Origin of the sequence: Phenylobacterium sp. (assembly GCF_013822795.1) — a bacterium.
Lineage (GTDB): Bacteria > Pseudomonadota > Alphaproteobacteria > Caulobacterales > Caulobacteraceae > Phenylobacterium.
The window spans coordinates 91,117-116,283 of the sequence record NZ_PNLB01000005.1 but is presented as its reverse complement, the minus strand read 5'-3'; the positions used below and the strand labels follow the sequence as shown (position 1 = coordinate 116,283).

At 69.8% G+C, this 25,167-nt stretch carries 29 protein-coding genes; 18 read left to right on the top strand and 11 right to left on the bottom strand.

The window, feature by feature from the left end; genetic code table 11:
• Positions 1-116: 116 nt before the first annotated feature.
• From C0481_RS06195 to C0481_RS06185, 3 genes are all read right to left on the bottom strand, one after another.
• Positions 117-650, bottom strand: a complete 534-nt coding sequence (locus tag C0481_RS06195) for a hypothetical protein (RefSeq protein ID WP_293401754.1) — start codon at positions 648-650, stop codon at positions 117-119.
• A gap of 94 nt (positions 651-744) precedes the next feature.
• Entirely contained in the window at positions 745-1,809 is a 1,065-nt protein-coding gene (locus C0481_RS06190; RefSeq protein WP_293401752.1) for a sugar phosphate nucleotidyltransferase, read from the bottom strand.
• Between the two features lie 154 nt (positions 1,810-1,963).
• Positions 1,964-3,763, bottom strand: coding sequence for a dipeptide ABC transporter ATP-binding protein (locus C0481_RS06185; RefSeq protein WP_293401750.1), 1,800 nt, complete (start codon positions 3,761-3,763; stop codon positions 1,964-1,966).
• Positions 3,764-3,879: 116 nt separating this feature from the next.
• Here C0481_RS06185 and C0481_RS06180 point away from each other — a divergent pair, with 116 nt between their 5' ends.
• Positions 3,880-4,395, top strand: a complete 516-nt coding sequence (locus C0481_RS06180) for an HAD family hydrolase (protein ID WP_293401748.1) — start codon at positions 3,880-3,882, stop codon at positions 4,393-4,395.
• Here the strand turns inward: C0481_RS06180 and C0481_RS06175 are convergent.
• Positions 4,392-4,664, bottom strand: a complete 273-nt coding sequence (locus C0481_RS06175) for a hypothetical protein (protein WP_293401746.1) — start codon at positions 4,662-4,664, stop codon at positions 4,392-4,394. The two genes, C0481_RS06180 and C0481_RS06175, sit on opposite strands and share 4 nt — an antisense overlap.
• Before the next feature lie 57 nt (positions 4,665-4,721).
• Positions 4,722-5,780: a histidinol-phosphate transaminase gene (hisC, locus tag C0481_RS06170; protein ID WP_293401744.1), complete on the bottom strand. Its 1,059-nt coding sequence runs from the start codon at positions 5,778-5,780 to the stop codon at positions 4,722-4,724.
• A gap of 241 nt (positions 5,781-6,021) precedes the next feature.
• Between hisC and C0481_RS06165 the strand changes: the two genes are divergently transcribed.
• Positions 6,022-7,086: an NAD(P)-dependent alcohol dehydrogenase gene (locus C0481_RS06165; protein ID WP_293401742.1), complete on the top strand. Its 1,065-nt coding sequence runs from the start codon at positions 6,022-6,024 to the stop codon at positions 7,084-7,086.
• Positions 7,087-7,128: 42 nt separating this feature from the next.
• On the top strand, positions 7,129-7,626 hold the full coding sequence (locus tag C0481_RS06160; RefSeq protein ID WP_293401740.1) for a GFA family protein: 498 nt from the start codon (positions 7,129-7,131) through the stop codon (positions 7,624-7,626).
• A 27-nt stretch (positions 7,627-7,653) separates the two neighbouring features.
• Here C0481_RS06160 and C0481_RS06155 read toward each other — a convergent pair whose 3' ends face one another.
• Complete coding sequence (locus C0481_RS06155; RefSeq protein ID WP_293401738.1) at positions 7,654-7,929, bottom strand: hypothetical protein; 276 nt, start codon at positions 7,927-7,929, stop codon at positions 7,654-7,656.
• Positions 7,930-8,062: 133 nt separating this feature from the next.
• On the opposite strand from C0481_RS06155, the gene C0481_RS06150 reads away from it, so the two are divergent.
• From C0481_RS06150 to C0481_RS06135, 4 genes are all read left to right on the top strand, one after another.
• On the top strand, positions 8,063-8,338 hold the full coding sequence (locus tag C0481_RS06150) for a DUF2277 domain-containing protein (protein ID WP_293401736.1): 276 nt from the start codon (positions 8,063-8,065) through the stop codon (positions 8,336-8,338).
• Positions 8,335-8,805 carry a GFA family protein gene (locus C0481_RS06145; RefSeq protein WP_293401734.1) on the top strand — a complete coding sequence of 157 codons (471 nt, stop codon included), beginning with the start codon at positions 8,335-8,337 and terminating at the stop codon, positions 8,803-8,805. Before C0481_RS06150 ends, C0481_RS06145 begins: the two co-directional genes overlap by 4 nt.
• A 225-nt stretch (positions 8,806-9,030) precedes the next feature.
• Entirely contained in the window at positions 9,031-9,735 is a 705-nt protein-coding gene (locus tag C0481_RS06140) for a hypothetical protein (protein WP_293401732.1), read from the top strand.
• Between the two features lie 167 nt (positions 9,736-9,902).
• Positions 9,903-10,070, top strand: a complete 168-nt coding sequence (locus C0481_RS06135) for a hypothetical protein (protein ID WP_293401730.1) — start codon at positions 9,903-9,905, stop codon at positions 10,068-10,070.
• A 481-nt stretch (positions 10,071-10,551) separates the two neighbouring features.
• Here C0481_RS06135 and rph read toward each other — a convergent pair whose 3' ends face one another.
• Complete coding sequence (gene rph / locus C0481_RS06130) at positions 10,552-11,268, bottom strand: ribonuclease PH (RefSeq protein WP_293401728.1); 717 nt, start codon at positions 11,266-11,268, stop codon at positions 10,552-10,554.
• A 103-nt stretch (positions 11,269-11,371) separates the two neighbouring features.
• Between rph and hrcA the strand changes: the two genes are divergently transcribed.
• Genes hrcA through C0481_RS06110 form a run of 4 tightly spaced genes read left to right on the top strand, consistent with a single transcriptional unit; the run spans position 11,372 to position 14,214 of the window.
• Complete coding sequence (gene hrcA, locus C0481_RS06125; RefSeq protein WP_293401726.1) at positions 11,372-12,439, top strand: heat-inducible transcriptional repressor HrcA; 1,068 nt, start codon at positions 11,372-11,374, stop codon at positions 12,437-12,439.
• An 11-nt stretch (positions 12,440-12,450) separates the two neighbouring features.
• Positions 12,451-13,062, top strand: a complete 612-nt coding sequence (grpE, locus tag C0481_RS06120; protein WP_293401724.1) for a nucleotide exchange factor GrpE — start codon at positions 12,451-12,453, stop codon at positions 13,060-13,062.
• A gap of 21 nt (positions 13,063-13,083) precedes the next feature.
• Entirely contained in the window at positions 13,084-13,731 is a 648-nt protein-coding gene (locus tag C0481_RS06115; RefSeq protein ID WP_293401918.1) for a DUF1275 family protein, read from the top strand.
• A gap of 57 nt (positions 13,732-13,788) precedes the next feature.
• Positions 13,789-14,214 (top strand): GNAT family N-acetyltransferase, encoded by a 426-nt coding sequence (locus tag C0481_RS06110; protein ID WP_293401722.1) that lies wholly within the window; start codon positions 13,789-13,791, stop codon positions 14,212-14,214.
• Here C0481_RS06110 and C0481_RS06105 read toward each other — a convergent pair.
• Positions 14,177-14,653 (bottom strand): NUDIX pyrophosphatase, encoded by a 477-nt coding sequence (locus C0481_RS06105; protein WP_293401720.1) that lies wholly within the window; start codon positions 14,651-14,653, stop codon positions 14,177-14,179. The genes C0481_RS06110 and C0481_RS06105 overlap by 38 nt on opposite strands.
• A 90-nt stretch (positions 14,654-14,743) precedes the next feature.
• On the opposite strand from C0481_RS06105, the gene C0481_RS06100 reads away from it, so the two are divergent.
• Positions 14,744-15,358, top strand: coding sequence for a glutathione S-transferase family protein (locus C0481_RS06100; RefSeq protein ID WP_293401718.1), 615 nt, complete (start codon positions 14,744-14,746; stop codon positions 15,356-15,358).
• On the opposite strand, the gene C0481_RS06095 is transcribed toward C0481_RS06100, so the two are convergent.
• Positions 15,336-15,821 carry a PaaI family thioesterase gene (locus C0481_RS06095; protein ID WP_293401716.1) on the bottom strand — a complete coding sequence of 162 codons (486 nt, stop codon included), beginning with the start codon at positions 15,819-15,821 and terminating at the stop codon, positions 15,336-15,338. The two genes, C0481_RS06100 and C0481_RS06095, sit on opposite strands and share 23 nt — an antisense overlap.
• A gap of 48 nt (positions 15,822-15,869) precedes the next feature.
• On the opposite strand from C0481_RS06095, the gene C0481_RS06090 reads away from it, so the two are divergent.
• Entirely contained in the window at positions 15,870-16,322 is a 453-nt protein-coding gene (locus tag C0481_RS06090) for a MarR family winged helix-turn-helix transcriptional regulator (protein ID WP_293401714.1), read from the top strand.
• An 85-nt stretch (positions 16,323-16,407) separates the two neighbouring features.
• The gene (locus C0481_RS06085; protein ID WP_293401712.1) at positions 16,408-17,619 is read left to right on the top strand and encodes an MFS transporter; all 1,212 of its coding nucleotides are present in this window, start codon (positions 16,408-16,410) and stop codon (positions 17,617-17,619) included.
• 34 nt (positions 17,620-17,653) lie between these two features.
• Here the strand turns inward: C0481_RS06085 and C0481_RS06080 are convergent, their stop codons facing one another.
• Positions 17,654-17,974 carry a hypothetical protein gene (locus C0481_RS06080; protein ID WP_293401710.1) on the bottom strand — a complete coding sequence of 107 codons (321 nt, stop codon included), beginning with the start codon at positions 17,972-17,974 and terminating at the stop codon, positions 17,654-17,656.
• A complete protein-coding gene (locus tag C0481_RS06075) occupies positions 17,955-19,214 on the bottom strand; it encodes a TetR family transcriptional regulator (RefSeq protein WP_293401708.1) in 1,260 nt (419 codons plus the stop codon). The genes C0481_RS06080 and C0481_RS06075 overlap by 20 nt, the downstream gene beginning before the upstream one ends.
• 166 nt (positions 19,215-19,380) lie before the next feature.
• Here C0481_RS06075 and C0481_RS06070 point away from each other — a divergent pair, with 166 nt between their 5' ends.
• The 4 genes from C0481_RS06070 to dnaN all read left to right on the top strand — a co-directional run bounded on the left by C0481_RS06070 (position 19,381) and on the right by dnaN (position 25,164).
• Positions 19,381-21,615, top strand: coding sequence for a TonB-dependent receptor (locus C0481_RS06070; RefSeq protein ID WP_293401706.1), 2,235 nt, complete (start codon positions 19,381-19,383; stop codon positions 21,613-21,615).
• Complete coding sequence (locus tag C0481_RS06065; protein WP_293401704.1) at positions 21,612-22,739, top strand: serine hydrolase domain-containing protein; 1,128 nt, start codon at positions 21,612-21,614, stop codon at positions 22,737-22,739. Before C0481_RS06070 ends, C0481_RS06065 begins: the two co-directional genes overlap by 4 nt.
• A gap of 229 nt (positions 22,740-22,968) precedes the next feature.
• Positions 22,969-23,916, top strand: a complete 948-nt coding sequence (locus tag C0481_RS06060; protein ID WP_293401702.1) for a retroviral-like aspartic protease family protein — start codon at positions 22,969-22,971, stop codon at positions 23,914-23,916.
• Between the two features lie 129 nt (positions 23,917-24,045).
• Positions 24,046-25,164 carry a DNA polymerase III subunit beta gene (gene dnaN, locus C0481_RS06055; RefSeq protein ID WP_293401700.1) on the top strand — a complete coding sequence of 373 codons (1,119 nt, stop codon included), beginning with the start codon at positions 24,046-24,048 and terminating at the stop codon, positions 25,162-25,164.
• Positions 25,165-25,167 lie beyond the last annotated feature (3 nt).

Below are 25,167 nucleotides of genomic sequence, written 5' to 3'. Positions count from 1 at the left end.
TGGGAGATGGGCCACGTCTAGCCGCGCGGGTCCCTGACGGCAATGGAGCGGCGGCGAATGAGCGGATCTGCGGGTCGATATGCCCGCGTCCGCCCATCCCCGGCGGGCCGGCGGGTCTATTTCACCGACACGGTCAGCTTGAAGGTTTCGCTCTCGTCGCGGCGCGCCATGGCCCGCGGCTGGAACGGCTTGATCAGATAGACCCCGGCCTTCGGCGCGCTGACGCTGGCCTTGGGCCCGTCGACCTCGCCGCGGTGCACGGCCGCGCCGCTGGTGTCGGCCGCGTCGACCACATTGATGTAGAGGTTGGCGTTCGAGGGCTTGAAGGCCACGCTCAGGGTCTGCCCGGCGGCGACCGGCACGGCGTAGACCGGCGTCTTGTAGCCCTTGACCTCGCCGCTGGCGCTGGCCGCGCCGGTCGCATCGAGGGTGACGACCTCCAGGGTCTCGTCGGGCGTCAGCAGCCCCTTCAGGGCCGCCGGGTCGAGGTCCGGCGCGGCGGCGACCGGCGCAGGAGCGGCGGGCGCGGTCGGGACGGCGGCGGGGGCCGCGGCCGGCGCCTCGGCGGGCTTGGCCGCCTGCTGGCCGCATCCAGCCAGGGCCAGCGCTGCGGCGGCGGCCAGGGTCAGGCTCAGTCGGTTGGAGGTCATCGCATGCTCCTTCTGATCGCCGGAGCATTGGTCAGAGACCTGACGGTGTAAAGCGCGCTCGGCTCAACCCACACCAGACGCGCGCATCCCCGGCTTAGAGCAGGTCGCCGCGCCCCTTGGCCTTCAGGGCCTCAACCCCGGCCCGCACCGCGGCCGGCGCGTCGCGGCGGGTGACCAGCACCACCCCGTTCTCGACCACCACCACCAGGTCCTCGACCCCGGCCAGCACCACCACCGGCCCGTCGCTGCGCGCCAGGCAGTCCCTGGTCTCCACCGCCACGACCTCGCCTTCCAAGGCGTCACCGCTTTCGGTCTTCTCCGACAGCTCCCAGAGCGCGCCCCAATTGCCGACGTCGGCCCAGCCGATGTCGGCCTCGACCACGCTGGCCCGGTCGGTCTTTTCCATCACCGCCACGTCGATGGCGATGCTCGGCGCGGTCAGGAACGCCTCGGACAGCGCCACCACGTCGCGGGTCCGCGCCGCGCCCGTCACCGCCGCCTGCGCCGCGGCCGTGACTTCCGGGGCCAGCCGCCGCGCCTCGTCCAGGAACGCTCCGGCCTTGAACAGGAACATCCCGCCGTTCCAGGTGAAGTTCGGATCGGCCACGAACTGCTGGGCGGTCGCCAGGTCGGGCTTCTCGACGAAGCGCGCCACCTTGCGCACCGCGCCCTCGCCCTTGGCCTGGATATAGCCGTAGAGCGTCGAGGGCCCGGTCGGCTTCAGGCCCAGCAGCACGATCTCGCCGGCCTGCGCCGCCGACCGCCCGGCCTCGATCGCGGCGTGGAGCGCGGCGACGTCGGCCACCAGGTTGTCGGCGTGCATCAGCACCATCAGCCCCTCGGGATCGATCTCCACGCCGAACGCCGCCGCCGCCACCGACGCCGGGGCGGTGTTGCGCGGCGCCGGCTCGGTGATCAGCGCCGCCGGCGTGATCCCGACCTCCAACAGTTGCGCGCGCGCCAGGTCGGCGTGCGCTGCGGCGCAGACCACCACCGGGGCCGCGAAGCCCTCGCCGGTCAACCGCAGGGCGGTGTCCTGGATCAGGCTGTGCTCGCCGCCCAGCCGATGGAACTGCTTGGGCCGGGCGTTGCGCGACAGCGGCCACAGGCGCGTGCCGGCGCCGCCCGACATCAGGACGGGGATGATCTTGGTGGTCATGCCGGCAAACCCAGAGCGTCAAAACAAGGATGCTCCCCCGCTGGGGGAGCTGTCAGCCGAACGGCTGACTGAGGGGGACTTTGACTCCGCTTAAGAGCGGTCCCCCGCGCTTCGCGCGCCACCTCCCCCATGAGGGGAGGATCTAGGTTCGCGATCATGCCGGGTCGTACTCGCTGACCAGATGGCCGGGGGCGACTTCCTTCAGCTGCGGGACATAGACCGGCCCGTCGGCGGTCAGCCTCGAAGGCAGGAAACGCAGGGCGCTCTTCGGGTCCATCGGCGAGGGCGGCTCGCCGGTCAGCTTGATCCGCAGGCGGCTGCGCTCGGCCGCCGGATCAGGGATCGGCGCGGCCGACAGCAGCGCCCTGGTGTAGGGGTGCTGGGGGTCGGCGTAGAGCTGCTCGCGGCTCGCCTCCTCCATCACCCGGCCCAGGTAGAGCACCATCACCCGGTGGCTGATCTCGCGCACCACCGCCAAGTCGTGGCTGATGAAGATCATCGCCATGCCCATCTGCTTCTGCAGCTCGATCAGCAGGTCGATGATCTGGGCCCGGATCGAGACGTCCAGCGCCGAGACCGCCTCGTCGCAGATCACCAGCTTCGGCTCCAGGATCATCGCCCGGGCGATGCCGACCCGCTGGTTCTGGCCGCCCGACAGTTCGTGCGGGTAGCGGTTGATCAGCGCGGTCGACAGCCCCGCCCGCTCCATCATCGCCCGCACCTGCGCCTCGCGCGCCGCGCCCTTCAGCTCGGGACGGAACACCGCCAGCGGCTCGGCGATGGAATCGCCGATGGTCATGCGCGGGTCGAGGCTGGCCAGCGGGTCCTGGAACACGATCTGCAGGTCGCGGCGCGCGGCGCGCATCGACTCGCGGTCGGCGTGGGTGATGTCGCGGCCGAGCACGCTGACCGCACCGCCCGTCGCCGGGATCAGGTTCAGCACCGCCCGCGACAGGGTCGACTTGCCGCAGCCGCTCTCGCCGACCACGCCCAGGGTCTCGCCCTGCCGTACCTTGAACGAGACGCCGTCGACGGCGCGCAGCGAGGCCTTGGTCCCGAACATGCCCTGGTGCACCGGGAAATGGACCTCGATGTCCTGGGCCTCGACCACCACCGGGGCGTCGGCCGCGACCGGGTCGAGGGTCGGCCGGCCGCCGCGGCCCTCGCGGTCCAGCCGCGGGATCGCCGCCAGCAGCGCCTGGGTGTAGGGATCCTTCGGCCCGGCGAACAAGGCCTTGGCCTCGCCCTCCTCGACATAGGCCCCGTCCTTCATCACGCAGACCCGGTCGGCCAGCCGCGCGATCACCCCCATGTCGTGGGTGATCAGCACCATCGCCGTGCCGGTCTCGCGGCCGAGCTCGGCCATCAGGTCGAGGATCTCGGCCTGCACGGTGACGTCCAGGGCCGTGGTCGGCTCGTCGGCGATCAGCAGCTCGGGCGCGCAGGCCATGGCCGCGGCGATCATCACCCGCTGGCGCATGCCGCCCGACAGCTCGTGCGGATACTGGTCCATCCGCCGCGCCGCCTCGGGGATGCGCACGTGCCGCAGCCACTCCAGCGCCTTGGCCTTGGCGTCCTTGTCGCTCATCCCCAGGTGCAGCCGCAGCGGCTCGGCGATCTGCTCGCCGATCCGCACGTGCGGCGTCAGCGCCGTCAGCGGGTCCTGGAAGATCATCGTCATCTTCGAGCCGCGGACCTTGTTCAGCGCCCGGGCTTTAAGGCCCAGCAGCTCCTGGCCCTTGAACTTGATCGAGCCGCTGGCCTGGCCGTTGGCGGCCAGCAGGCCCATGGCCGCCATGAAGGTCTGGCTCTTGCCCGAGCCGCTCTCGCCGACCACGCCCAGCACCTCGCCGCGCGCGACGCTGAGTGAGACGCCGCGCACCGCGCTGACGATCCCGTCATGGGTTTTGAAGTCGATCTTCAGATCGTCGATGGAAAGGACAGGCTCGGCCAACTCGACCTCGGATCAAAAACAGGCGTCGACCATAGACCGCTGCGCGGCCATGGCGAAACCACGCGCAGAGCCCCACCTCTTTGGCTATACGATGGCGAACCGTGAGCGCGCCCCCGATGAGTAATCCCCGCCCCGCCCTGTTCCTCGACCGCGACGGAGTCCTGAACGAGGACCCCGGCTACGTGCACCGCTGGGAGGACTTCCACTGGATTCCCGGCGCCCGCGAGGCCGTCGCCGCCTTTAACCAGGCCGGCTGGTGGGTGTTCGTAGTCACCAATCAGTCGGGGGTCGGCCGCGGCTACTATGCCGAGGACGACGTCATCGCCCTGCACGCCAAGATGAGCGAGAGCCTCGAGCAGGCCGGCGCCCACATCGACGCCTACTACTACTGCCCGCAGCATCCCGACGCGCAGGTCGACGTCTACCGCCACCCCGACCCGCCGGACCGCAAGCCCAACCCCGGCATGCTGCTGCGCGCGATCGCCGAGTGGCCGGTCGACCTGTCGCGCTCAGTGATGGTCGGCGACAAGGACTCTGATCTCGAAGCCGCCGCCCGCGCCGGCGTCCGCGCCCTGCACTTCACCGGCGGGAACCTCGCCGAGTTCCTGAAGGCCGAGGTGGTCGCGGCCTAAAGCCGCCGCCGCGAGACCCGGCCGAGCCACAGGATGATCCCAAAATTGGCGGCCATCCCGGCCAGCACCACCAGCATGCCGGGCCACGGGCCGCCGCCGTGCAGCCACTGAAGGGCGAAGCTCCAGGGCATGGCCAGCACAATCGCCAGCACGCCAGCCAGAGGGTCCGGCTCGACCCCGAACCAGCCGCGCGAGCTGATCGGGATCAGCGCCAGCGCTCCCAGACACAAGACCGCATAGACGCCCGCCAGCACCCGGCTCACTCGCATGCGCGCAACCCGCCTCCTGTTGACGGGACCAGCTTAGGCCCCGCCTCGCCGGAGTCGCTAGCCGAGGATTTCCCCGAGCGCGGCCAGCAGCCGCCCGGTCTGCGCCGGCGTCCCGACGGTGATGCGCAGATAGTCGGCGGTCCGCGCCGCGCCGAAGTGGCGCACGATCACCGCCCGCTCGCGCAGCGCCGCGGCGAGGTCCGCCCCGCCGCGCCCGGCGTGACGCGCGAACACGAAGTTGGCGCTGGACGGCAGCACCGCAAACCCCAGAGCCTCCAGCCCCGCGGTCAGCCGGCCGCGCTCTTCGATCACCGCCGCGCAGGACGCCTGGAAAAACGCCTCGTCCTCGACCGAGGCGATGGCCCCGGCCTGGGCCGGCCGGCCCAGCGGATAGGAGTTGAAGCTGTCCTTGACCCGCACCAGCCCCTCGATCAGCGCCGCATCGCCGATCGCGTAGCCGACCCGCAGGCCGGCCAGCGCCCGCGACTTCGACATGGTCTGCACGACCAGCAGGTTCGGATGCTCGGCGACCAGCGGGATCGCGGTCTCGGCGCCGAAGTCGACATAGGCCTCGTCGATCACCACCGGCACGTCGGGATGCTCGTCCAGCAGCTGCTTGATCTGCGCGCGGCTCAAGGCCCCCCCGGTCGGGGCGTTGGGGTTGGGCAGGATGATCGCCCCGGCCGGCCGCCGGTAGTCCTCGACCCGCACGGCCATCGCATCGTCCAGCGGCACGGTCTCGTAGGCGATGCCGAACAGCCCGCAATAGACCGGATAGAAGCTGTAGGTGATGTCGGGGAACAGCAGCGGCGCGTCCCGCTTCAGCAGCGCGGCGAAGGCATGGGCCAGCACCTCGTCCGAACCGTTGCCGACGAACACCTGGTCCGGCGTCACGCCGTGATAGCGCGCCAGCGTCTCGCGCAAGGCCCGGGCCTCCGGGTCCGGATAGAGCCGCAGAGTATCGGCCGCCTCGCCCGCGATCGCCGCCATGGCCTTCGGCGAGGGCCCGGTCGGGCTCTCGTTGGTGTTCAGCTTGACCAGGTCGGCGATCTTCGGCTGCTCGCCCGGCACATAGGGCTTCAGCTGGTGGGTCAGGTCGCTCCAGAAGCGGCTCATGCTCGGGTCTCGCGTTTCGGCTGGCGCTTCTAAGCAAGCCCGCCGCCGCGAAGTCCAGGGGGATACGCCCCCTGACGCCGCTTCAAAGGTTTCCCCTAGGAACGCCGCCCGACGGGAGTCCACCCGATTCCCACCGCCCGCCGATGGTGGTCTCTGCGACGCAACACCTGGTCAGGAGCAGCGACATGACGCAAACGCTCACCCAATCGGAGGGGTCGGCCGGTCGGCCGGCGAGGGTCGGATGAAGGCCGCGGTCTTCGTCGAGGCCGGCCGCATCGTCCTGGAGGACAAGCCGATCCCGGACATCGGCCCGCTCGACGCACTGGTGCGCATCACGACCACCACAATCTGCGGAACCGACATCCATATTCTAAAGGGCGAGTACCCGGTCGCCCGCGGCCTGACCATCGGTCACGAACCGGTCGGCGTCATCGAAAAGCTCGGCAGCGAGGTGAAGGGCTATCACGAGGGCCAGCGGGTGATCGCCGGCGCCATCACCCCGAGCGGCTGGTCGAACGCCTGCCTGTGCGGCTGCGGCTCGCAGGACGGCGCGGGCACGGCCAGCGGCTGGAAGCCGATGGGCGGCTGGAAGTTCGGCAACACCATCGACGGCTGTCAGGCCGAATACGTCCGCGTGCCCGACGCGATGGCCAACCTCGCCCCGGTTCCGGACGGGCTGACCGACGAACAGGTGCTGATGTGCCCCGACATCATGTCGACCGGCTTCAGCGGCGCGCAGTCCGGCAAGGTGGCTATCGGCGACGTCGTGGCGGTGTTCGCCCAAGGCCCGATCGGGCTGTGCGCGACCGCGGGCGCGCGGCTGATGGGCGCCTCCACCATCATCGCCGTCGAGCGCGAGCCGGCGCGCGTCGCGATGGCGAAGACCATGGGCGCCGATCACGTCGTGGACTTCAGCGCCACCGACCCGGTCGCCGAGATCCTGCGCCTCACCAACGGACGCGGCGTCGACGTGGCCATCGAAGCGCTGGGCACGCCGGGCACGTTCGAAGCCTGCCTGGCCGTGCTGCGGCCAGGCGGGGTTCTGTCGAGCCTGGGCGTCTTCTCCTCCGACTTGAAGATCCCGCTCGGCGCCTACGCCGCCGGCCTGGGCGACCACACGATCGTCACGACGCTGTGCCCGGGCGGCAAGGAACGCATGCGCCGGCTGATGGAAGTGGTCGCCTCGGGCCGCATCAACCTGCAGGGCCTGGTGACCCACCGCTTCAAGCTCGACCAGATCGAGGAGGCCTACGACCTCTTCGGCCACCAGCGCGACGGCGTGCTGAAGGTCGCGATCACGCCCTAGGCGCGGAATGCTAAGCTCCTTGCATGCCGATGCGAGGACAGCATGCCGAAAGCCCCCGACGCGCCGCCCAAGCGCTCCGCCGTCCAGGCCGCCGGGGCCTGCGCCTGCGGCGCCGTGCGGCTGGAGATCGACGTCCCGGCGGTCTGGGCCTGGCACGACCACTCGCGCGCCGGCCGCCGCGCCCACGGCGGGGCCTACGCCACCTATGTCGGGTCCTGGCGCTCGCGCCTGCGCGTCCTGGCCGGCGAGGAGCATCTGACCCGCTACGAGGACCCTAAGTCCGGCGCCGCGCGCAGCTTCTGCGCCCGCTGCGGCACGCCGATGCTCTACGAACGCCCGCGCTCGCCGAAGATGGTCAACATCCCGCGCGGCGTGTTCGAAACCCGCACCGGCCGCGAACCGCGCTACCATCTCAGCCTCGGCGAACAGGCCGACTGGATCTACGACGGCGCGCCGCTTTCCCCGCTCAAGGGCTATCCGGGGGTGATGCGCGAACGCCCGCGGCGCAAGAAAGCGCTGCCGGACGATCCGGGGTTCTGAACACGCCCCGCGCCCGGCCCGCCGCGTTCAGCGGACCTCTTCCTTCTCGCGCGGCGCCGAAACCCGGCGGGTCTTGGCTTGAGCCTTCGGTTTCGGCAGCAGCCGAAAGCGCGTCTGGCACCACGCATAGTCGACGCCGACATCGAGCAGGGCGTCCGACCGCCCGCAGGGGCAGGCGAACTCCAGCACCGAGATCACCCGGTAGGTCTCGCCGGCCTGCAGAGGCACCGGCCGTCCTGTAACGTGGTTTGGGGCGGCGTTGACGCAGAGAACCAAGTCGCCAGGGCCGACAGCGTCACTCATGGCTTCATTCCTTAGCCCCCGGGAAGATTAGACCCGGACCGGGAAGGCGCAAAGACCGGTTTCCGCTCATCGCCCTGGACGCAAGGGTTCATCGCCCTATCTTGCAGAGACAAAGGGAAGGAGACGCCTGACCATGTGCCGCAACATCAAGACGCTGTTCAACTTCGACCCGCCCGCGACGGACGAAGAGATCCGCGACGCCGCGCTCCAGTTCGTCCGCAAGCTGTCCGGCTTCAACGCCCCCTCCAAGGCCAACCGCGAAGCCTTCGACGGCGCCGTCGACGAGGTCGCCGACGTCGCCCGCCGGCTGTTCGCCAGCCTCGAGACCACCGCCCGGCCCAAGGACCGCGAGGAAGAGGCCGCCAAGGCCAAGGCCCGCTCGGCTCAGCGTTTCGGCGCCCCGGCATGAGCGCCAGCGGCGGATGCCAGTGCGGCGCGGTGCGCTTCCGCGTCGAAGGCGAGCTCGGCGAGGCGTCCATCTGCCATTGCCGCATGTGCCAGAAGGCCACCGGCGGCTTCTTCGGCCCCTATGTCGGCACGTCGGCCGGGACGCTGGTCTGGACCCGGGGCGCGCCGAGGCGCTTCCAGAGTTCGAACAAGGTCGTTCGCGGCTTCTGCGGCGACTGCGGCACGCCGCTGACCTACGAGTACGGCGACAAGGAGATCGGCCTGGCCATCGGCGCCCTCGATGCGCCGGCCGCGGCGGCGCCGAGCGTGCAGCTGGAATCGCGCGCTGAGCTGCCATACTTCGCGCAACTGGCGGACCTGCCCGTGCACGCGATGGACGAACCGCGCGCCGCCGCCCATCTCGCCGGCATCGTGTCCTTCCAGCATCCCGACCACGACACCACCGAGTGGCCGCCGAAGACGTCTTAGGGGTGCAGCGGCGATCGGGAAGAAGCCTCTGACGGGAACGAACTTTACTGTAGAAGCCCCCCCAGACTAAATTCCGCCCACTGATGAACCAGGCGCCGCCCGTGGGAAGGCTGTGACTTGGTCGCAAGTTGGGGGGATCGCTTGTTGGGCTCGAACACCAAGCGCGTCACGGCGCGCACTCAGGACGCGCGGCTTTTCGCCTACGCCGTCGCTGGCGGCCTGCTTTTGATCGCGCTGGGGCTCTGCGCCGCCTATGTCGGCGCGCAGCGCCTAAATCCCTACGGCATGGAGCCGGGTCGCCCGGAAATCACCCGCGTGCTGTTCCAGCTGTTCGACCTGGATGGCGAGAATAACATCCCGACTTGGTACACCTCGTTGCTCTGGGCGATGGCCGCCAGGATGGCCTGGGTCGCCCATCGCCGCGAGCCTGACCTCGTCATCCGCCGCTCGTGGATCCTGCTCGGCTCGGTGTTCCTGCTGCTGTCGCTGGATGAAGCCGCGTCCCTGCACGAACGCCTGCTGGGGCTGGCGGGCGACACCCTCCAGGACGCGATGGGGCTGGAGGGATCCTTCTACTATGGCTGGGTTTTGCTCGCGGGCATGTTGGCGATGCTGGTCGCCGCGCTGCTCGTGCCGTTTGTCCTGCGGATCCGCCGAGACGTCGCCGCCTGTCTGGTCGTGGCCGCGATCCTGTTTCTCTCCGGATCGCTGGGCTTCGAGACCATCAGCTCCGCCGTCAATCTCGGCTGGATCGCATCCATAGATCGGACCGGCCTCACCTGGACCCGCCTCATCATCCTCGAGGAACTGCTCGAGATGACCGGCCCCATCCTGGCGATACACGCCTCGCTGCTCGCGGCGGCTCCCTTGAGGAACGGCGCGCCCGCAGAACAGCGCGCCACATCAGGAGCCGTCAGAGCGGCGGCCTGACCAGACCCGGCGCTCGACGCCCGGCCGCAACCCAGAAGCGCCGTCACGGTCGCCGCCGCGCCAACCCCGCCACGCTCGCGAGCGTCGGCATCGTCGGCTTGATGATTTTCTACGTTCCACTGTTCGCGGTCGTCAGCGCGCTATTGCGATGGCTGAAGGTCACGTCGATGGCGATCTATCTGCCGGCGATCGCCGCGCCCCCGATGGTGTTGACCCATTGGCTGGTCACCGCCAACGCGCGGGGCGGCGAGGCTTCAACGACGATAGCGACCGCCCTGGCCATCCCCAGCGCATTGGCCGCGGCGCTGGTGATGGGCCGGCGCAACCGCGCCTGAGCGTGACCATTTCGTCGCACCAGGACGATTCTGCCCCTTCAGAACCGGATGTGCGCTAAAAATCACCCGACGCCTCTTGCATAGTCGCAAACATGTCCTTATGTGCACTGCAACAATTTGCTGCGCCGCACACAAAGGAGATGGGCATGGCTAACGCTATCGAACGCGTCATCGACTGGATGCTGGGTCCCTTCGCCCGCGAGCTCGCGCGCATGCCGGCATCGTCGTTCCGCTATCTGCTGAACGGCCTCTAGACGACAAGCGGCGCCCCTCCCTCCCCCTAGCCGCCCGTCTAGACACGAGAACCCCGCCCCGTCCTCCCCGGGGCGGGGTTTTTCGTTTTGGGGCATGATCAAGAAAGTTCCTCCCCCATTGGGGGCGGCGCAACGCGCCGAGACGGAGGGGGCCTGCTGCGCTCAGCAACCCCCCTCAGTCAGCCTTTCGGCTGACAGCTCCCCCAGCGGGGGAGCAACTCTCAGTCCTACTTCGCGGTCGCCGCGCGCTGAGCTTCGCAGAGTTCACCGATACCCTTGCGGGCCAGGCTGAACAGCGCCTCGAATTCGTCTTGGCTGAAGCCGCGCTTCTCGCCGGTCGCCTGGATCTCGACGATGTCGCCCTTGCCGGTCAGCACGAAGTTGGCGTCGGCCTCGGCGTTGGAGTCCTCTTCGTACTCCAGGTCCAGCACCGGCACGTTGTTGTAGACGCCGCACGAGATCGCCGCGACCTGGTCGACGATCGGGTCCTTGGAGATCACGCCTTCGTCCAGCAGGTATTGGGTCGCCATGCGCAGCGCCACCCAGGCGCCGGTGATCGCCGCGGTGCGGGTGCCGCCGTCAGCCTGGATCACGTCGCAGTCGATGGAGATCTGGCGCTCGCCCAGCGCCACCGGATCGACCACCGCGCGCATCGAGCGGCCGATCAGCCGTTGGATTTCCTGGGTGCGCCCCGACTGCTTGCCTTCCGAGGCCTCGCGGCGGCCGCGGGTGTGGGTGGCGCGGGGCAGCATGCCGTACTCGGCCGTCACCCAGCCCACGCCGCGGCCGCGCATGAAGCCGGGCACCCGCTCCTCGACGCTGGCGGTGACCAGCACCTTGGTGTGGCCGAAGCTGACCAGGCACGAGCCCTCGGCGTAGCGGTTGACCCCGGTCTCCAGGGTGACGGTGCGAAGCATGTCGGGCGTACGGTCGGAGGGGCGCATCGGGTGGTCCTGGAAGCTAAGGGGTCTGGCGTCTTGCGTCGGGCGGCTTATCCTAGATGAGAGAGGTTCCGTCCATGGCCCTGACCGAGCACCGCCGCACGTCGTGACCAGCCCGCTGCTTTCCCCTGGGCCGTCGCTCGGCGAACTCGACGAACGCGCCCGCGAGATTTTCCGCCGCGTCGTGGAGGGCTACCTGGAAACCGGCGAGCCGGTCGGCTCGCGCACGCTCTCCAAGGGCGGGGTGCACCTGTCGCCCGCCTCGATCCGCAACACCATGCAGGACCTCACCCAGCTCGGCCTGCTGGGCGCGCCGCACGTCAGCGCCGGTCGGGTGCCGACCCATGCCGGGCTGCGGCTGTTCGTCGACGGCCTGCTCGAGGTCGGCGACGTCGCCGAAGAAGACCGCCGCAACATCGAGGCCCGGCTCTCGGCCAAGGGCCACAACTTCGAGGAAGCCCTGAACGAGGCCTCCGCCATCCTGTCGGGCCTCGCCGGCGGGGCCGGCATCGTCGTCACCCCGGTGCGCGACGCCGGGGTCAAGCACGTCGAGTTCGTCGCCCTCTCCGCCGACCAGGCCCTGGCGGTCATGGTGTTCGAGGACGGCGTGGTCGAGAACCGGCTGATGCGGCTGGCCGCCGGCGTCACCCCCTCCTCGCTGCAGGAGGCCTCCAACTTCATGAACGCCCGCCTGCGCGGCCGCACCCTGGGCGAGGCGGGCCTGGAGATCCGCAGCGAACTGGAGGCCGCCCGCCGTCAGCTCAATGAGACCGCCGCACGGCTGGTCGAGGACGGCATGGCCGCCTGGGGCGGCGGCGATGGCGCGGCCCGCGCCCTGATCGTCCGCGGCCGCGCCAACCTGCTGGCCGACCGCGAGACGCTCGACGACCTCGAACGCGTACGCATGCTGTTCGACGACCTCGAACAAAAGGAGCAGCTGATCGGTTTGCTCGACGACGTGCGGGACGCCCAGGGCGTGCGCATCTATATCGGCGCCGAAACGCGACTCTTTTCCCTTTCGGGTTCCGCCGTCATCGCCGCGCCCTATATGACGGGCCGGCAAAAGGTGCTGGGCGCGATCGGCGTAATCGGTCCCGCCCGCCTAAACTATGCCCGGGTCATCCCGCTGGTGGACTATACCGCCCGCGTCCTGTCCCAGGTGACGAACGCTTAGAGGATTACAAGATGTCCGACGATCAAACGCCGGCCGAAGAATTCAACGAAGTCGCCGACGCGGCCATCGACGAGATCATCGCCCTGAAGGCCGAGGTCCAGGCCCTCAAGGACCAGATGCTGCGCGTCGCCGCCGACGCCGAGAACGCCAAGCGCCGCGCCGAGCGCGAGGCCAATGACGCGCGCGCCTTCGCGATCCAGAAGTTCGGCCGCGACCTGCTGGCCGTCGCCGACACCCTCGACCGCGCCCTGGCCGCCCCGGTCGACGATCCGGCCGTGAAGAACTTCGTGGTCGGCATGGAGATGACCCAGAAGTCGCTGATGAGCGCCTTCGAGAACAACGGCCTGATGAAGATCGACCCGCCGAAGGGCGAGAAGTTCGACCCGCACAAGCATCAGGCGATGATGGAGCAGCCCTCGCCCGACGTCGCCGCCGGCGGCGTCATCCAGGTGCTGCAGCCGGGCTATGAGCTGATCGGCCGCCTGATCCGTCCGGCCATGGTCGTGGTCGCCGCCAAGGGTTCGGGCGCCGACCTGCCGCCGGCCGCCGACGCGACCCCGGCCGCCAATCCCTACGCCGCCAATGACGGCGAGGCCGGCGGCTCGGTCGACACCAAGGCCTAGGGCCGAGCGGGAGGGGGCGAGCTGAAGCGTCTCAGCGGCCAGGCCCGACTGCTGGCGGCCAGCCTCTCGGCCGTCGCCGGCTTCGTCGACGCCGTCGGCTTCCTGCTGACCGGCGGCTTCTTCGTCTCCTTCATGAGCGGCAACTCCACCCGCCTGGCCGTCGGCCTGGCGGAGGGGGCCAGCTACGCCGGGCTGGCGCTCGGCCTGATCGCCGCCTTCGTGGCCGGGGTGTCGACCGGCGCCCTGATCGGCCGCAAGGCCGGGCCGCGGCGCGGGCCGGCGGTGCTGGCCTTCGTCGCCCTGGCGCTGGCGCTCGCCGCGATCCTGGCCGCGGTCGCCCCGCTGCCCGCCGCGATCCTGGTCCTGGCCTTCGCCATGGGGGCCGAGAACACCGTCTTCGCCCAGGACGGCGAGGTCCGCCTTGGCCTCACCTACATGACCGGCGCCCTGGTCAAGCTCGGCAAGGCGATCACCGCCGCGCTGCTCGGCGAGGACCGCTTCGGCTGGGCGCCGCACCTGCTGCTCTGGCTCGGCCTCGTCGCCGGCGCCGCCCTCGGCGCCGTGGCCTTCAACCTGCTCGGCCCCGCCGCCCTCTGGATCGCCGCCGCCGTCATGGCCGGCCTGGCCGCTCTCGCCGCCCGCCTCGATCTCGCGCCGGCCGCCGCCTGAGCGCGCCGCCGTCTCCCAAGGGTGGAAAGCGGGCGCATCCTCGGTGAGACTGCTTGAATGCTGGTGGTTTCCGAACTCGTCCCCGCCGATGCGACTCCCGAGGCCGCAGCGCAGGTTTCCCGTCTGATGACCTTGCTGGCCGGCGAGAGCCGCTCGATCACCCCTTCGGACCTCCGCACCGTGGTCGAGACCAACCACCTGTTTGCGGCGCAAGACCGCGGCGTCATCGTCGGGCTCGCCTGCCTGGTCCCCATGCGCCTCCCACAGGGCTTTAGGCTCTGGATCGAAAGCGTCATTTTGGATCCCGACTATCGGGGCGCGGGGACGGGACGCGCGCTCATGGAAGCCGCACTTTCCAAAGCGAAGACTTACGGCGACGCGCCTGTGAGCCTCACGTCCAACCCGACGCGGACGATCGCGCACCAGTTGTTCGAACGGCTCGGCTTCAGGCGGGCGGAAACGTCGGTCTTTCGGCTGCAATGAACGGCGGCTCGGTCAGCCGCGTGTGCAGCTCCCAGAGCGCCGTGCGATTGCTGTCCCATCGCAGCCGCTCATGCGCCTGCGCATAGCTCAGCCATTCGAAGGCCAGATGCTCGCCCGACAGCCGGACGGTCTCGCCTGCGGCCGCCTCTACTCCGAACGCCAGTTCGCGCACGACGAACACCTCGGGACCCCAAGCCCGCCAGTCTCTGAAGACGCGCGCCGGCACGGTCGCGTGCGCGTCCAGCGGCAGCCAACGCCGCGCGGGCCCCAGGCCGGTTTCCTCGGCAAGCTCGCGCTGGGCGGCCTGCAACGGCGTTTCCCCGACCTCGACGCCGCCGGCGACGGCTTGCCAGTGGGCCTCGGTTCGATCGGCGCGCCGAAAAACCGCATACTCAAGGCCATCGGGCATACGCCGAAACGGCAGCACCAGGACGTTCACCGGCGATCGCATGGCCTCGTTCCCCCGACTTGAGCGCCGCAAGCTACCCGGCCCGGTTGACAGCCGGCATGGTCGACCTGAAGTTGCGCGATGGCTCTGACGATTTACGGCTCGCCGCGCTCGCGCACCATCCGGGTCCTTTGGATGGCCGCCGAACTGGGGCTGGAATACGAGCACGTGCCGCTCGAAGCGGCCGATCCGGCCCTGAAGTCGCCCGCCTTTCTCAAGCTCAACCCGGCGGGCGCCGTGCCGACCATCGTCGACGACGGTTTCGCCCTCGCCGAGTCCACGGCGCTCAACCTCTACCTGGCCAAGACCTACGGCTGCGGCGGCCTCTATCCGCCGACCGCCCACGCCGAGGCCGGCGTCTGGCGCTGGAGCCTGTGGGCCCAGGCGCACCTCGAACCTTGGCTGCAGCGTGACGCCTCGACCGCCGAGCTCCGGGCCCAGGCCGGCGAAAGCATGGCGCAACTGGCGCTGGCCAGCTTGCAGGTGCTGGACGCCGCGCTCACCGGCCGCGAATGGCTGGTCGGAGACGACTTCACCGTCGCCGATCTCAACGTCGCCGGCGTCCTGTCGCCCTCGCGGACGGCCGAGCTCGACCTCGAACCGTTCGGCGCCGTCCAAAGGTGGCGGAGCGCCTGCTATCAGCGCCCGGCGGCGCTGGCCGCGCGCCAGGGCCTCACCGCGGCGCGAAGATCATGATCGTCGAGGTTCCGTGCGCCAGCACGCGCCCCTCACCGTCCTTCAGCCAGCCCTCGGCGGTGCCGATCTGGCGGCCCAGGGTCACGACCTTGGCCTCGGCCCGCACCGGCCCGGTGTCGGAGCGGATCGCGCGCGAGAAATTGGCCTTGGTCTCGATGGTCGTATAGCCGACGCCGGCCGGCAGCCGCGAATGGACCGCGCAGGCGGTGACGGTGTCGATCAGGGTCAGGGCCCAGCCGCCGTGCACCACGCCCAGCGGATTGAGCAGGTGCGGCCCCGGCCGCCCCTCGTAGCGCACATAGCCGTCGCCGACCTCGATGATCTCGAACGACAGCGTGCGGGCGCTGGGCGGGGCCGGGATCTTGCCGGCGATCATCGCCTCGAGGAACTCGCGGCCCGACAGGCTGGCGGCCTGCTCGGGGCTGGCCAGTCCGTATTCTCGCTCGAGGGTCGCCTCGGTCATGGCTCGCGCCTTTTCATGTATCTACAATTATTGTATCTACATATAATTATGGTCCGGCCCAGGCAATCCCGTTCGCTGCGCACCGACGCCACCGCCGCGCTGGACGGCTGCGCGGCGTTCCACAGCCGGCTGGCGGCGCGGCGGATCAGCCAGTTCATCGAGCAGCGCCTGGCCCCCAGCGGCCTCTCGGTTCCGCAGTTCGGCCTGATGTGTCAGATCGCGGCGGCCCAGGACGACAGCCTGACGGCGCTGGCCGCCCGCATGGGCCTGGATCCTTCGACCCTGTCGCGCAATCTCGCCGGCCTGGTCCGCGAAGAGCTCGTGGAGATCGCCACCCCCGACGACGACGGCCGCCGCAAGCTGGTCTGGCTCACCGAGACCGGCGCCTTGAAACTCGAAGCGGCGATCCCGCTCTGGCGCGCAGCCCACGACGACCTCGCCGTCCTGATCGACACCAGCCTCGCCGTCCAGCTCAGCGCCGCGACGACGGCCTTGAGCTGACGCCGGCCACGTGACCGGGCGACGCCCGTCTGGCCGGGTCCGGAATGCGCCAGATGCGCCCGCGGGCAGCGGCTAAACCGGTCCCATGACCCAATTTCAGAACCCCGCAGACGCCGTCCCGCACTTGGGCGCCGGCCGAATCCTGTTCCTCGCCGTGGCCGCCGCCGTCGCCACCTCGACGAGCTACACCGTCCAGCCCGAGCTCGGCCTGATCGCCGCAGATCTCGACGCTTCGCTCGCCGCCGCCAGCGCGGCCGCGGGCCTGCCGATCGTCGGCTACATGCTGGGACTGGCGCTGCTCGTGCCGTTGGTCGATCGCACTTCGGCGCGCGTCCTGGTCCCCGCCCAGCTCGCCGCGCTCGCCGGAGCCTTGGTTCTGGCCGCGGCGGCGACCTCTGTGGAGCTCTTCGGCGTCGGCCTCCTGTTGTCGGGGATCTGCGCAAGCACCGGCGCCCAGATGAGCACCCTGGCGGCCAAGCACGCCGCGCCCGACCGCCAGGGCCGCGCCTTGGGAGCCGTCACCGCCGGCATTTCGGCAGGGATCCTGCTCGGTCGCATCGTCGGCGGCGGCCTCACCGACGCCGTCGGCTGGCGGGCGATGCTGCTCATCGTCGCCGGGGCCTGCCTCATCTGCGCCGTCGTCGGCCGCGCGTTACTGCCGCGCCAGGTCCCGCGCGCGCTGGTGTCATGGCTCGGAGGACTGCTCTCTACGCCGCAGCTCTTGCGCGCCCAACCCGACCTGCTGATTGCGGCCATCGCGGGCGCGCTCTGGTTCTTCGCCTTCAGCCTGGTCTGGGTGGGCGTTTCCCTCGCGCTGTCGTTGCCGCCCTACGGCCTGTCGCCGACGACGGTCGGGCTCTACTCGCTGGCGGGGCTGGCAGGCATGGCCGCGACGCCGCTGGCCGGACGCCTGGCCGACCGTTTCGGCAGCCGCCCGGTCGTCATCGGCGGTCTGGTCCTGGCGCTCGCCTGCACCCTGACGATCGCGCCCAGCCTCGGCTCCGCGCCCCTGACGCTGCTCGCTCTGGCGCTCTTTGACGCCGGCCTATTCGCCGCGCAGGTGGCCAACCAGTCGCGGGTCATTCGCCTGGACCCTCTGCGACCGGCTCAGCTGAACAGCACCTACATGGTCATCTATTTCGTCGGCGGCAGCCTTGGCGCCGCGGCCGGCGGACCGCTGGTTTCGACCCTCGGCTGGCCGATCGCCGCCGTCACGGCCGCATTGGCGATCGCCGCGGCGCTGGCGCTCTATCTTCCGCGCGCCCGCGTCTCAGCGGAGAGGCCCGCCGAAACCTGACCACGCCTACCCACTGGATGGCCAGGCGCCTCGCTCACGGTTCTTCCTTGGCCAGCAGGTACTGGAACGGCCAGATGTAGAGCGTGTAGCGGCCGCAATGGCGGCAGTGATCGGAGATGTCGCTCGGCATGTACATGCCTTCGTCCCAGCCCTTCTCCATCGGCCGACGGCTGCACCTCGGACAACGCGTGTGGTCCGCAGCCACCCAGCTGACGACTCCGAGCAAGACGAGCCCGACGGCCTTCGCATAGGCCCCGGTCTGTAGCGCCATCAGCGCATACAGGCCGCCGGCCAAGGCCCCGAACATCAAAGGTATGACCAACAGCGGCACGCCCTTACCGCACCGCCAAGCCATACGCGACCACGTCGCAGACTTCCTCGGCGATCTGGCGGGGGGTGAGCGGATAGTCGGCCGGCAGCCACTTCGGCAGCCAGAGGAAGATCCCGGCCGCGACCTGGCCGACGAACACCGTGTCGCACGGGCGCACCGAGCCGTCAGCGATGCCCTGGCGCAGGCTGCGGTTGGTGGTCATGTGCAATTTCTGGCCGGCGCGGTCGAAGGCGGCGCGGTCAGCGTCGGCCAGGGCCCGCCGACCCGGCTGCGGCATCAGCGGCGAGGTCGGCCCGGCCTGCGCCTGAACGTTCAGGTGCAGGGTGATCAGCGCCTTGTCCAAACCGTCGCGGCCCTGGGCGACGGCGGTGTCGATGATCAGGTCGTAGAGTTCGAAGGCGCGGCGGTAGCAGCGGGCGACAAGGTCGGCCTTGTCGTCGAAGTAGTGGTAGATCGCGCCCTTGGTCGCCCCGACCTCGGCCCCGATGTCGTCCAGCGACGCCCCCGCGATGCCGCGCTGATTGAACAGCCGTGAGGCCGCGGCGATCAGCTGGGCGATCTTGATCTCGTTGGTCTGCTGGCGGTCGAACAGATTGAACGCCCGCGAGGTCAGCGCCTCGATGTCCAGCGTGCACAGCGGCGCCGCGCGCGGGCCGGTCGCAAAGCCGTTCAGCATCGTGTCGACGATCGCCTGGCCGATCCGCCGCCGCGCCGCGGGCCCGTCGCGATAGCCGAGCCAGTCAGGCGACAGCCGGCTCCAGGCGATCATGCCCAGCAGCGCCTGGGCCGCGATCAGGCTGTTGCAGGGGCGCAGGACGCCGCTCGCCGCCCCGGCCTCCAGCCAGCCACGCAGGATCGCCACGTTCCGCGCCTGCAGCTCGGCGATGACCCCGCGCTGCGCCGGCGGCAGGAAGTCGACGTCGCTCAGCACCGCCTGCGGCGCTCGTTCGAAGGCCAGCTGCAGATCGACGAAGCGGGCCAGCCGCTCGCGCGGGTCCTGGCTGGCGTCCGCGGCGCTGGCCAGGTCGTCCGTGGTCGCCTCGCAGGCCCGCTGATAGGCCCCAAACACCAGGTCGGCACGGTCGGCGACATAGTAGTAGAGGGCGTTGCGCGAGAGGCCGACGCGGTCGGCGACGTCGTTGATCGCCATGCCGCCCGCGCCCATGGCGTTGAGCTCGCGCGCGGCCTCCGCAAACAGCAGGTCGCGCTTGGCCGCACGCTTGCGCGCCGGCTTGCCGCTCCCCTGATCGCCACTGCCCGCCATCGGCCGTTCGTCGCGCCTTCGCCGTCCTTCGTCAATCCGTACACCAGACATACGCAAATGTCGAAGTTTGTTGACGGTTGGATTTGGTCGTGTCGTTATCCGGCCAAACTCAGATGTCGAAAAATGGCGCGCCAACGAGCGACGCCGCTGTCTCGGGGAGGGAACTTTGAGGAATTCCAACACCATGCGCGCACGGCTGCTGGCCGGGGCCGCCGCCCTGGCCTTCAGCGCCGGCGCGGCCAGCGCCGCCGAGCCGGTCGAGATCGAGGCGGTCACCGTCACCGCCCAGAAGCGCACCCAGGACACCCTCGACGTCGGCCTCAACGTCGCCGTCATCGGCGCCCAGGAGCTCTCGGACCGCCGCGTCAGCCAGGTCAGCGACCTCGTCGCCTTCACCCCCAACGTCGACATCAAGGAAAACATGCCCGGCGTGCTGCCGGTGGTGACGATCCGCGGCGTCGGCCTCAACGACTTCTCGGTGACCAACAATCCCGGCGCCGGGGTCTATGTCGACGAGGTCTATCTGAGCTCGCTGGCGTTGATGAACTTCGACCTCTTCGACCTGGAGCGGATGGAGGCGCTGAAGGGTCCGCAAGGCACGCTCTACGGCCGCAACTCGACCGCCGGCGCCATCAACATCGTCACCGCCAAGCCCAGCTTTGACGGGACGTTCGGCCGCCTCGCCGCCGGCTACGGCAATTACCAGACCGCTGAGATCGAGGGCATGGTCAACCTGCCGGTCTCCGACACCCTGGCCCTGCGTTTCGCCGGCAAGGCGGTGAAGCAGGACGAGGGCTTCTTCGACAACCGCCTGCTCGGCCGCGACATCGGTCGCCGCGAGGTGGGGGTGGCCCGCGCCCAGGCGCTGTGGGCCGCCACCGAGGACGTCGAGGTCCTGGTCAAGCTCGAGGTCCAGAAGACCCGCTCCGAGGTCGGCGGCCCCGAGTTCTTCGGCGCTCTCACCCCGCCCGGCGCTCCAGCGGGCCTCATCTGCCCCGGCTCCCCGGCCTGCATGGACTTCCAGGGCTATACCGACACCGATGGGAATCCGTTCGCCGGCGCCTGGTCGGTCGACCCGGCCTATGACGTCGACCAGCGCGCGGCCACCGTGCGGCTGACCGCCGACCTCGGCTGGGCCGACCTGACCTCGATCACCGGCTATGTCGACTTCAAGCGCGAGTGGGGCGCTGACACCGACGCCACGCCTTACCGCCAGACCGACTTCATCGAGCGCGACAAGATCAGCCAGATCTCCCAGGAGCTGCGCTTGTCGGGCGCCACCGAGCAGGCCGACTGGATCGTCGGGGTGTTCGCCTCCCGCGACCGCGTGAAAATGACCTATGACGGCTCGCTGCAGGACCTGTTCAACACCAAGCTCCTGACCTTCACCGACCAGACCTCGAAGTCGGCCGCCGCCTTCGGCAATGTCGAGTGGCGCTTCGCCAGCGACCTCAGCCTGGTCGCGGGCCTGCGCTACACCTGGGAAGAAAAGGCCAATGTCGGCGCCGACTTCGACCTGGTCCCCAACTGCCCGGCCAGCTTCCTGTCCATGACCCCCTGCGGCGCCGGCCCGGTCACCCTGGCCTATATCGACGAGACCATCGACGACACCAACTGGTCCTGGAAGCTCGGCCTCAACTGGAAGCCGAACCCGCTGACCCTGGTCTACGGCCTGATCAGCCAGGGCGTGAAGAGCGGCGGCTTCTTCTCGGGCGTGGCCACCACCTCCGCCCAGCTCCAGCCCTACGGGCCCGAGACCCTCATCGACTACGAGGTAGGGGTGAAGCAGCGACTGCCGGAGCTCGGCCTTTCCTGGTCGGCCAGCGCCTTCTTCTACGACTATTCCGACGTGCAGACCTTCATCCGCGACACCTCCGGCGGCCTGCCGATCCAGCGGCTGGGCAATGTCGACGAGGCCTCGATCTACGGCCTCGACCTTGACGCGACCTGGTCGCCGGCCGCCCTACCGGGCCTCGACCTGGTGGCGGGCCTTGGCCTGCTGCACACCGAGCTCGGCGCCTTCGCCTCGTCGTACGGTCCCGTGCCGAAGGGCAACAAGCTCCCCGACGCGCCGGAGGTCAGCTTCACGACCTCGGCCGCCTACAGCTTCGACCTTGGCCAGGACGCCACCGGCCGCATCCAGGTCGACGGCCGCTATACCGACGACACGTTCAAGGACGCGCTCAACGACCCGCTGATCGCCACCGACGCCTATTGGGTGTGGAACGCCCGCGCCAGCGTCGCCCTGCCGAACGATTGGGAAATCGCCGTCTGGGGCCGCAATCTCGCCGACGAGGAGTACGTGACCCAGGGCGTGAACAACCTGCCCCTCGGCTTCGGCTTCCGCGTCTACGGCGCCCCGCGCACGTTCGGCGTCACCGTCTCAAAGGCCTTCCAATGAGCATCCAGATCCACGGCTCCGCCGACCCTGCCTTCGCCGCCCTGGCGGCCGAGTTCGAACGCAACTTCGCCTACCGCGGCGACGTCGGCGCGGCGCTCTCCCTGGTGATCGACGGCGCCCCCGTCGTCGATCTCTGGGCCGGCAGCCTCGACGCCGCCGGCGCCCGGCCCTGGGCCGCCGACTCGGTGGTCAATATCTGGTCGACGACCAAGGCGATCGGCGCGCTCTGCTTCGCCATGCTGGTCGACCGCGGCGCCTGCGCCTACGACGACCTCGTCACCCGCTGGTGGCCGGAGTTCGCCGCCCACGGCAAGGACGGCGTCACCATCGCCATGCTGCTCTCGCACCAGGCCGGGCTGTGCAGCTTCCGCGACCCGGCCGTGGTCGAGGACTTCTACGACCAGCCCGCCGCCGCCGCGCGGCTGGCCGCCTCCGAGCCGCTGTGGCCGCCGGGCTCGCGCTCGGGCTACCACGCCATCTCGATCGGCGTGCTGGCCGGCGAGCTGTTCCGCCGCATCGAGGGCCGCAGCCTGGGGGCCTTCATCGCCGCCGAGCTGTCCGCCCCGCTCGGCCTGCACCTGACGCTCGGCCTGCCGGTCTCCGAGGAGGCCCGCCGCGCCGAGATGATCGCCCCGCCCGAGCTGGCGACCTCGAACATGACCACCGACCTCAACCCCTCGCAGGCGGCGGCCTACCTCAACCCGGTCATCGAGCCGCTGCTGCCCAACACCGCGGCCTGGCGCGCCTGCGAGCTGGTCTCGGCCAACGGCTTCTCCAACGCCCGCTCGCTGGCTCGGCTGTTTGGCGAAGTCGCCGCCGGCCGGCTGCTGTCGCCGCAGGCCTTGGCTGAGGCCACGGCCTTGCGGATCAGCGGCGTCGACGAGGTGCTCGGCGTCCCGGCCCGCTGGGGGGCCGGCTTCCTGCTCAACACCGACGGCCTCTATGGCCCGGCGGAGGCGACCTTCGGCCACTCCGGCTGGGGCGGCTCGTTCGCCATGGTCGATCCGGGCCGCAAGCTGGCCCTGGCCTACACGATGAACCGCATGGGGACCGACCTGGTCGGCGACCCGCGCGATGTCGCCCTGATCGCGGCGGCCTACGAGGGCCTGGCCGCGGCCGCCTGACAGCAGGTTGCTGGACGCTATCGGCAGGTTTCTGGTCCCGCTGCCGATAGCGTCCGATAGGCGCCGCGCCGCCCTTCCGGCCGCCGGCGCCCGAGCCATGGCGCCGGTCGTTAGGACGTCGCGGGCGCCGTCTCGTCCGCCGCAACCCTGCGGTGATGCTAAGCCTCTAGAAAAATTGACGGTTTCCCGCACTGGGCGTAGACTTTGCTGGAACATCAGGGAGCAGAACGTGCTGGTCGGGTCGCAGACTCGCCGCCTTGCACTCGGCAAACTCGCCGCCGCCGGGGGACTGCTGTTCACCGCGCCGCGCGCCTTCGGGCAGGTTCCTGAGGCTCCCGCGCCAGAACCTGACGATACGCCCACCACCATCGCCATCACCCGGCAGCTTTTCGAGCACATCACCGCGCCCGTGACGATCAACGGCCTGGGCCCCTATCGCTTCATGGTCGACACCGGCGCCAACGTCTCCTGCATCTCGGCCGAGCTGGCCGACAAGCTCGCCCTGCCGGCCGGCCGCGAACTGAAGGTGCACACCATCGTCGGCGCCCGCGGCCGCCCCAGCGTCGTGCTCGACCGGCTCGAAATCGGCGCCCGCGTCCGCAAGAAAGTCCAGGCGCCGGTGCTGCCGATGTCGTCCTTCGACATCGACGGCGTGCTCGGAATCGACTGGCTGAAGGGCCAGCGCCTGGTCATGGGATTCGCCGGCAACACCTTGGAAATCACCAAGTCGCGGCATGAGGCCAGCGCCAAGGGCAAGGTCGTCGTGCCCGCCCGCCGCAAGTCCGGCCAGCTGACCATCGTCGACGCCGACATCAGCGGCCGGGCGATCAGCGCGATGATCGATTCCGGCTCGCAGTTCTCGCTCGGCAACGCGGCGCTGAGGCGGCTGATCGTGCGCCTCGACCCCGCCGCCGTCCACCGCTCCACCCAGGTCGGGCTGATCTCCATCGCCGGCGAGCGGTTCAGCGGCGAGCAGCTCAACCTGCCGTTCATCCGCCTCGGCGGCCTGAACCTGGGAAACGTGCCGGTGGTGTTCTCGGACATGCCGATCTTCAAGCTCTGGGACCTGCACGAGACCCCGACCATCATGATCGGCATCGACCTGCTGACCCAGTTCGAAACCGTCTCGGTGGATTTCGGCCGCTCGGCCGTGCGCTTCGATATCGCCAACGCCTGAAGGGTTTCCCCCGTTCAGTTAGCCGCACCCTCTTCCACCGGTCTGCAATTCGGCTAATGTCCCAAGTCCCTCCAGCACAGGGGGCGCGGCGCACCTGGCGTCGGCGCTTGGAGAGATTCGGACCGGAACATGAAGCTTACGATTGAACGGGCGGCGCTGATGAAGGCGCTGGGTCACGTGCAAAGCGCGGTCGAGCGCCGCAACACCATCCCAATCCTTTCAAACGTCCTCCTGTCGGCGGAACGCGACCGGCTGACCTTCTCGGCCACCGACCTCGACATGGAAATCATCGACGAGGCCCTGGCCCAGGTCGACCAGCCGGGCCAGATCACGGCCCCGGCCCACACCCTCTACGAGATCGTCCGCAAGCTGCCCGAGGGCGCGGACGTGTCGCTGTCGTTCACCGGCGAGGATCCGCGTCTGACCGTGGCCGCAGGCCGCTCGCGCTTCAACCTGCCGGTGCTGCCGGCCGGCGACTTCCCGGTGATGTCCTCGGACGGCCTCTCCAGCCGCACCAGCGTCGATGTCGGCGACCTGATCCGGCTGATCGACAAGACTCGCTTTGCGATCTCGACCGAAGAGACCCGCTACTACCTGAACGGCCTCTATCTCCACACCGTCGTCGACAACGGCGTCCAGAAGCTGCGCGCCGTGGCCACCGACGGCCACCGCCTGGCCCTGGCCGAGATGATCGCCCCCGAGGGCTCGGCTGGCGCCCCCGGCGTCATCGTCCCGCGCAAGACCATCGGCGAGGCCCGCCGCCTGCTCGAGGACGCCGGCGAGAACGTCGACCTGCAGGTCAGCCCCCAGAAGATCCGCCTGGACTTCAACGGCGCGGCCCTGACCTCGAAGGTCATCGACGGCTCGTTCCCCGACTACAGCCGCGTGATCCCGCAGGGCAACGACCGCATCATGCTGGTCGACAACAAGCTGTTCGCCAAGGCCGTCGACCGCGTCGCCACCATCTCGGCGGAGAAGAGCCGCTCGGTGCGCATGGCCATCGAGCCCGGCCGGATCATCCTCACGGTCCGCAACATGGAAGCCGGCCAGGCCGTCGAGGAGCTGGAAGTCGACTACAACGGCGAAGCCTTCGAGCTGTCGTTCAACGCCCGCTACCTGCTGGACGTCACCGACCAGATCGCCGGCGAAATCGCCGAGTTCCGCTTCGGCGGCCCGAACGACCCGGCGCTGGTGATCGATCCCGTCGACGCCGACGTCCAGTACGTGCTGATGCCGCTGCGGGTCTGACCC

What these genes read in the sequence shown, in the direction of transcription:
- C0481_RS06195 (WP_293401754.1), bottom strand. Translation starts at nt 650, where the DNA reads ATGACCTCCAACCGACTGAGCCTGACCCTGGCCGCCGCCGCAGCGCTG.
- C0481_RS06190 (WP_293401752.1), bottom strand. Translation starts at nt 1,809, where the DNA reads ATGACCACCAAGATCATCCCCGTCCTGATGTCGGGCGGCGCCGGCACG.
- C0481_RS06180 (WP_293401748.1), top strand. Translation starts at nt 3,880, where the DNA reads ATGAGTAATCCCCGCCCCGCCCTGTTCCTCGACCGCGACGGAGTCCTG.
- C0481_RS06175 (WP_293401746.1), bottom strand. Translation starts at nt 4,664, where the DNA reads ATGCGAGTGAGCCGGGTGCTGGCGGGCGTCTATGCGGTCTTGTGTCTG.
- hisC (WP_293401744.1), bottom strand. Translation starts at nt 5,780, where the DNA reads ATGAGCCGCTTCTGGAGCGACCTGACCCACCAGCTGAAGCCCTATGTG.
- C0481_RS06165 (WP_293401742.1), top strand. Translation starts at nt 6,022, where the DNA reads ATGAAGGCCGCGGTCTTCGTCGAGGCCGGCCGCATCGTCCTGGAGGAC.
- C0481_RS06160 (WP_293401740.1), top strand. Translation starts at nt 7,129, where the DNA reads ATGCCGAAAGCCCCCGACGCGCCGCCCAAGCGCTCCGCCGTCCAGGCC.
- C0481_RS06155 (WP_293401738.1), bottom strand. Translation starts at nt 7,929, where the DNA reads ATGAGTGACGCTGTCGGCCCTGGCGACTTGGTTCTCTGCGTCAACGCC.
- C0481_RS06150 (WP_293401736.1), top strand. Translation starts at nt 8,063, where the DNA reads ATGTGCCGCAACATCAAGACGCTGTTCAACTTCGACCCGCCCGCGACG.
- C0481_RS06145 (WP_293401734.1), top strand. Translation starts at nt 8,335, where the DNA reads ATGAGCGCCAGCGGCGGATGCCAGTGCGGCGCGGTGCGCTTCCGCGTC.
- C0481_RS06135 (WP_293401730.1), top strand. Translation starts at nt 9,903, where the DNA reads ATGGCGATCTATCTGCCGGCGATCGCCGCGCCCCCGATGGTGTTGACC.
- rph (WP_293401728.1), bottom strand. Translation starts at nt 11,268, where the DNA reads ATGCGCCCCTCCGACCGTACGCCCGACATGCTTCGCACCGTCACCCTG.
- grpE (WP_293401724.1), top strand. Translation starts at nt 12,451, where the DNA reads ATGTCCGACGATCAAACGCCGGCCGAAGAATTCAACGAAGTCGCCGAC.
- C0481_RS06110 (WP_293401722.1), top strand. Translation starts at nt 13,789, where the DNA reads ATGCTGGTGGTTTCCGAACTCGTCCCCGCCGATGCGACTCCCGAGGCC.
- C0481_RS06100 (WP_293401718.1), top strand. Translation starts at nt 14,744, where the DNA reads ATGGCTCTGACGATTTACGGCTCGCCGCGCTCGCGCACCATCCGGGTC.
- C0481_RS06095 (WP_293401716.1), bottom strand. Translation starts at nt 15,821, where the DNA reads ATGACCGAGGCGACCCTCGAGCGAGAATACGGACTGGCCAGCCCCGAG.
- C0481_RS06090 (WP_293401714.1), top strand. Translation starts at nt 15,870, where the DNA reads ATGGTCCGGCCCAGGCAATCCCGTTCGCTGCGCACCGACGCCACCGCC.
- C0481_RS06085 (WP_293401712.1), top strand. Translation starts at nt 16,408, where the DNA reads ATGACCCAATTTCAGAACCCCGCAGACGCCGTCCCGCACTTGGGCGCC.
- C0481_RS06080 (WP_293401710.1), bottom strand. Translation starts at nt 17,974, where the DNA reads ATGGCTTGGCGGTGCGGTAAGGGCGTGCCGCTGTTGGTCATACCTTTG.
- C0481_RS06075 (WP_293401708.1), bottom strand. Translation starts at nt 19,214, where the DNA reads ATGGCGGGCAGTGGCGATCAGGGGAGCGGCAAGCCGGCGCGCAAGCGT.
- C0481_RS06065 (WP_293401704.1), top strand. Translation starts at nt 21,612, where the DNA reads ATGAGCATCCAGATCCACGGCTCCGCCGACCCTGCCTTCGCCGCCCTG.
- dnaN (WP_293401700.1), top strand. Translation starts at nt 24,046, where the DNA reads ATGAAGCTTACGATTGAACGGGCGGCGCTGATGAAGGCGCTGGGTCAC.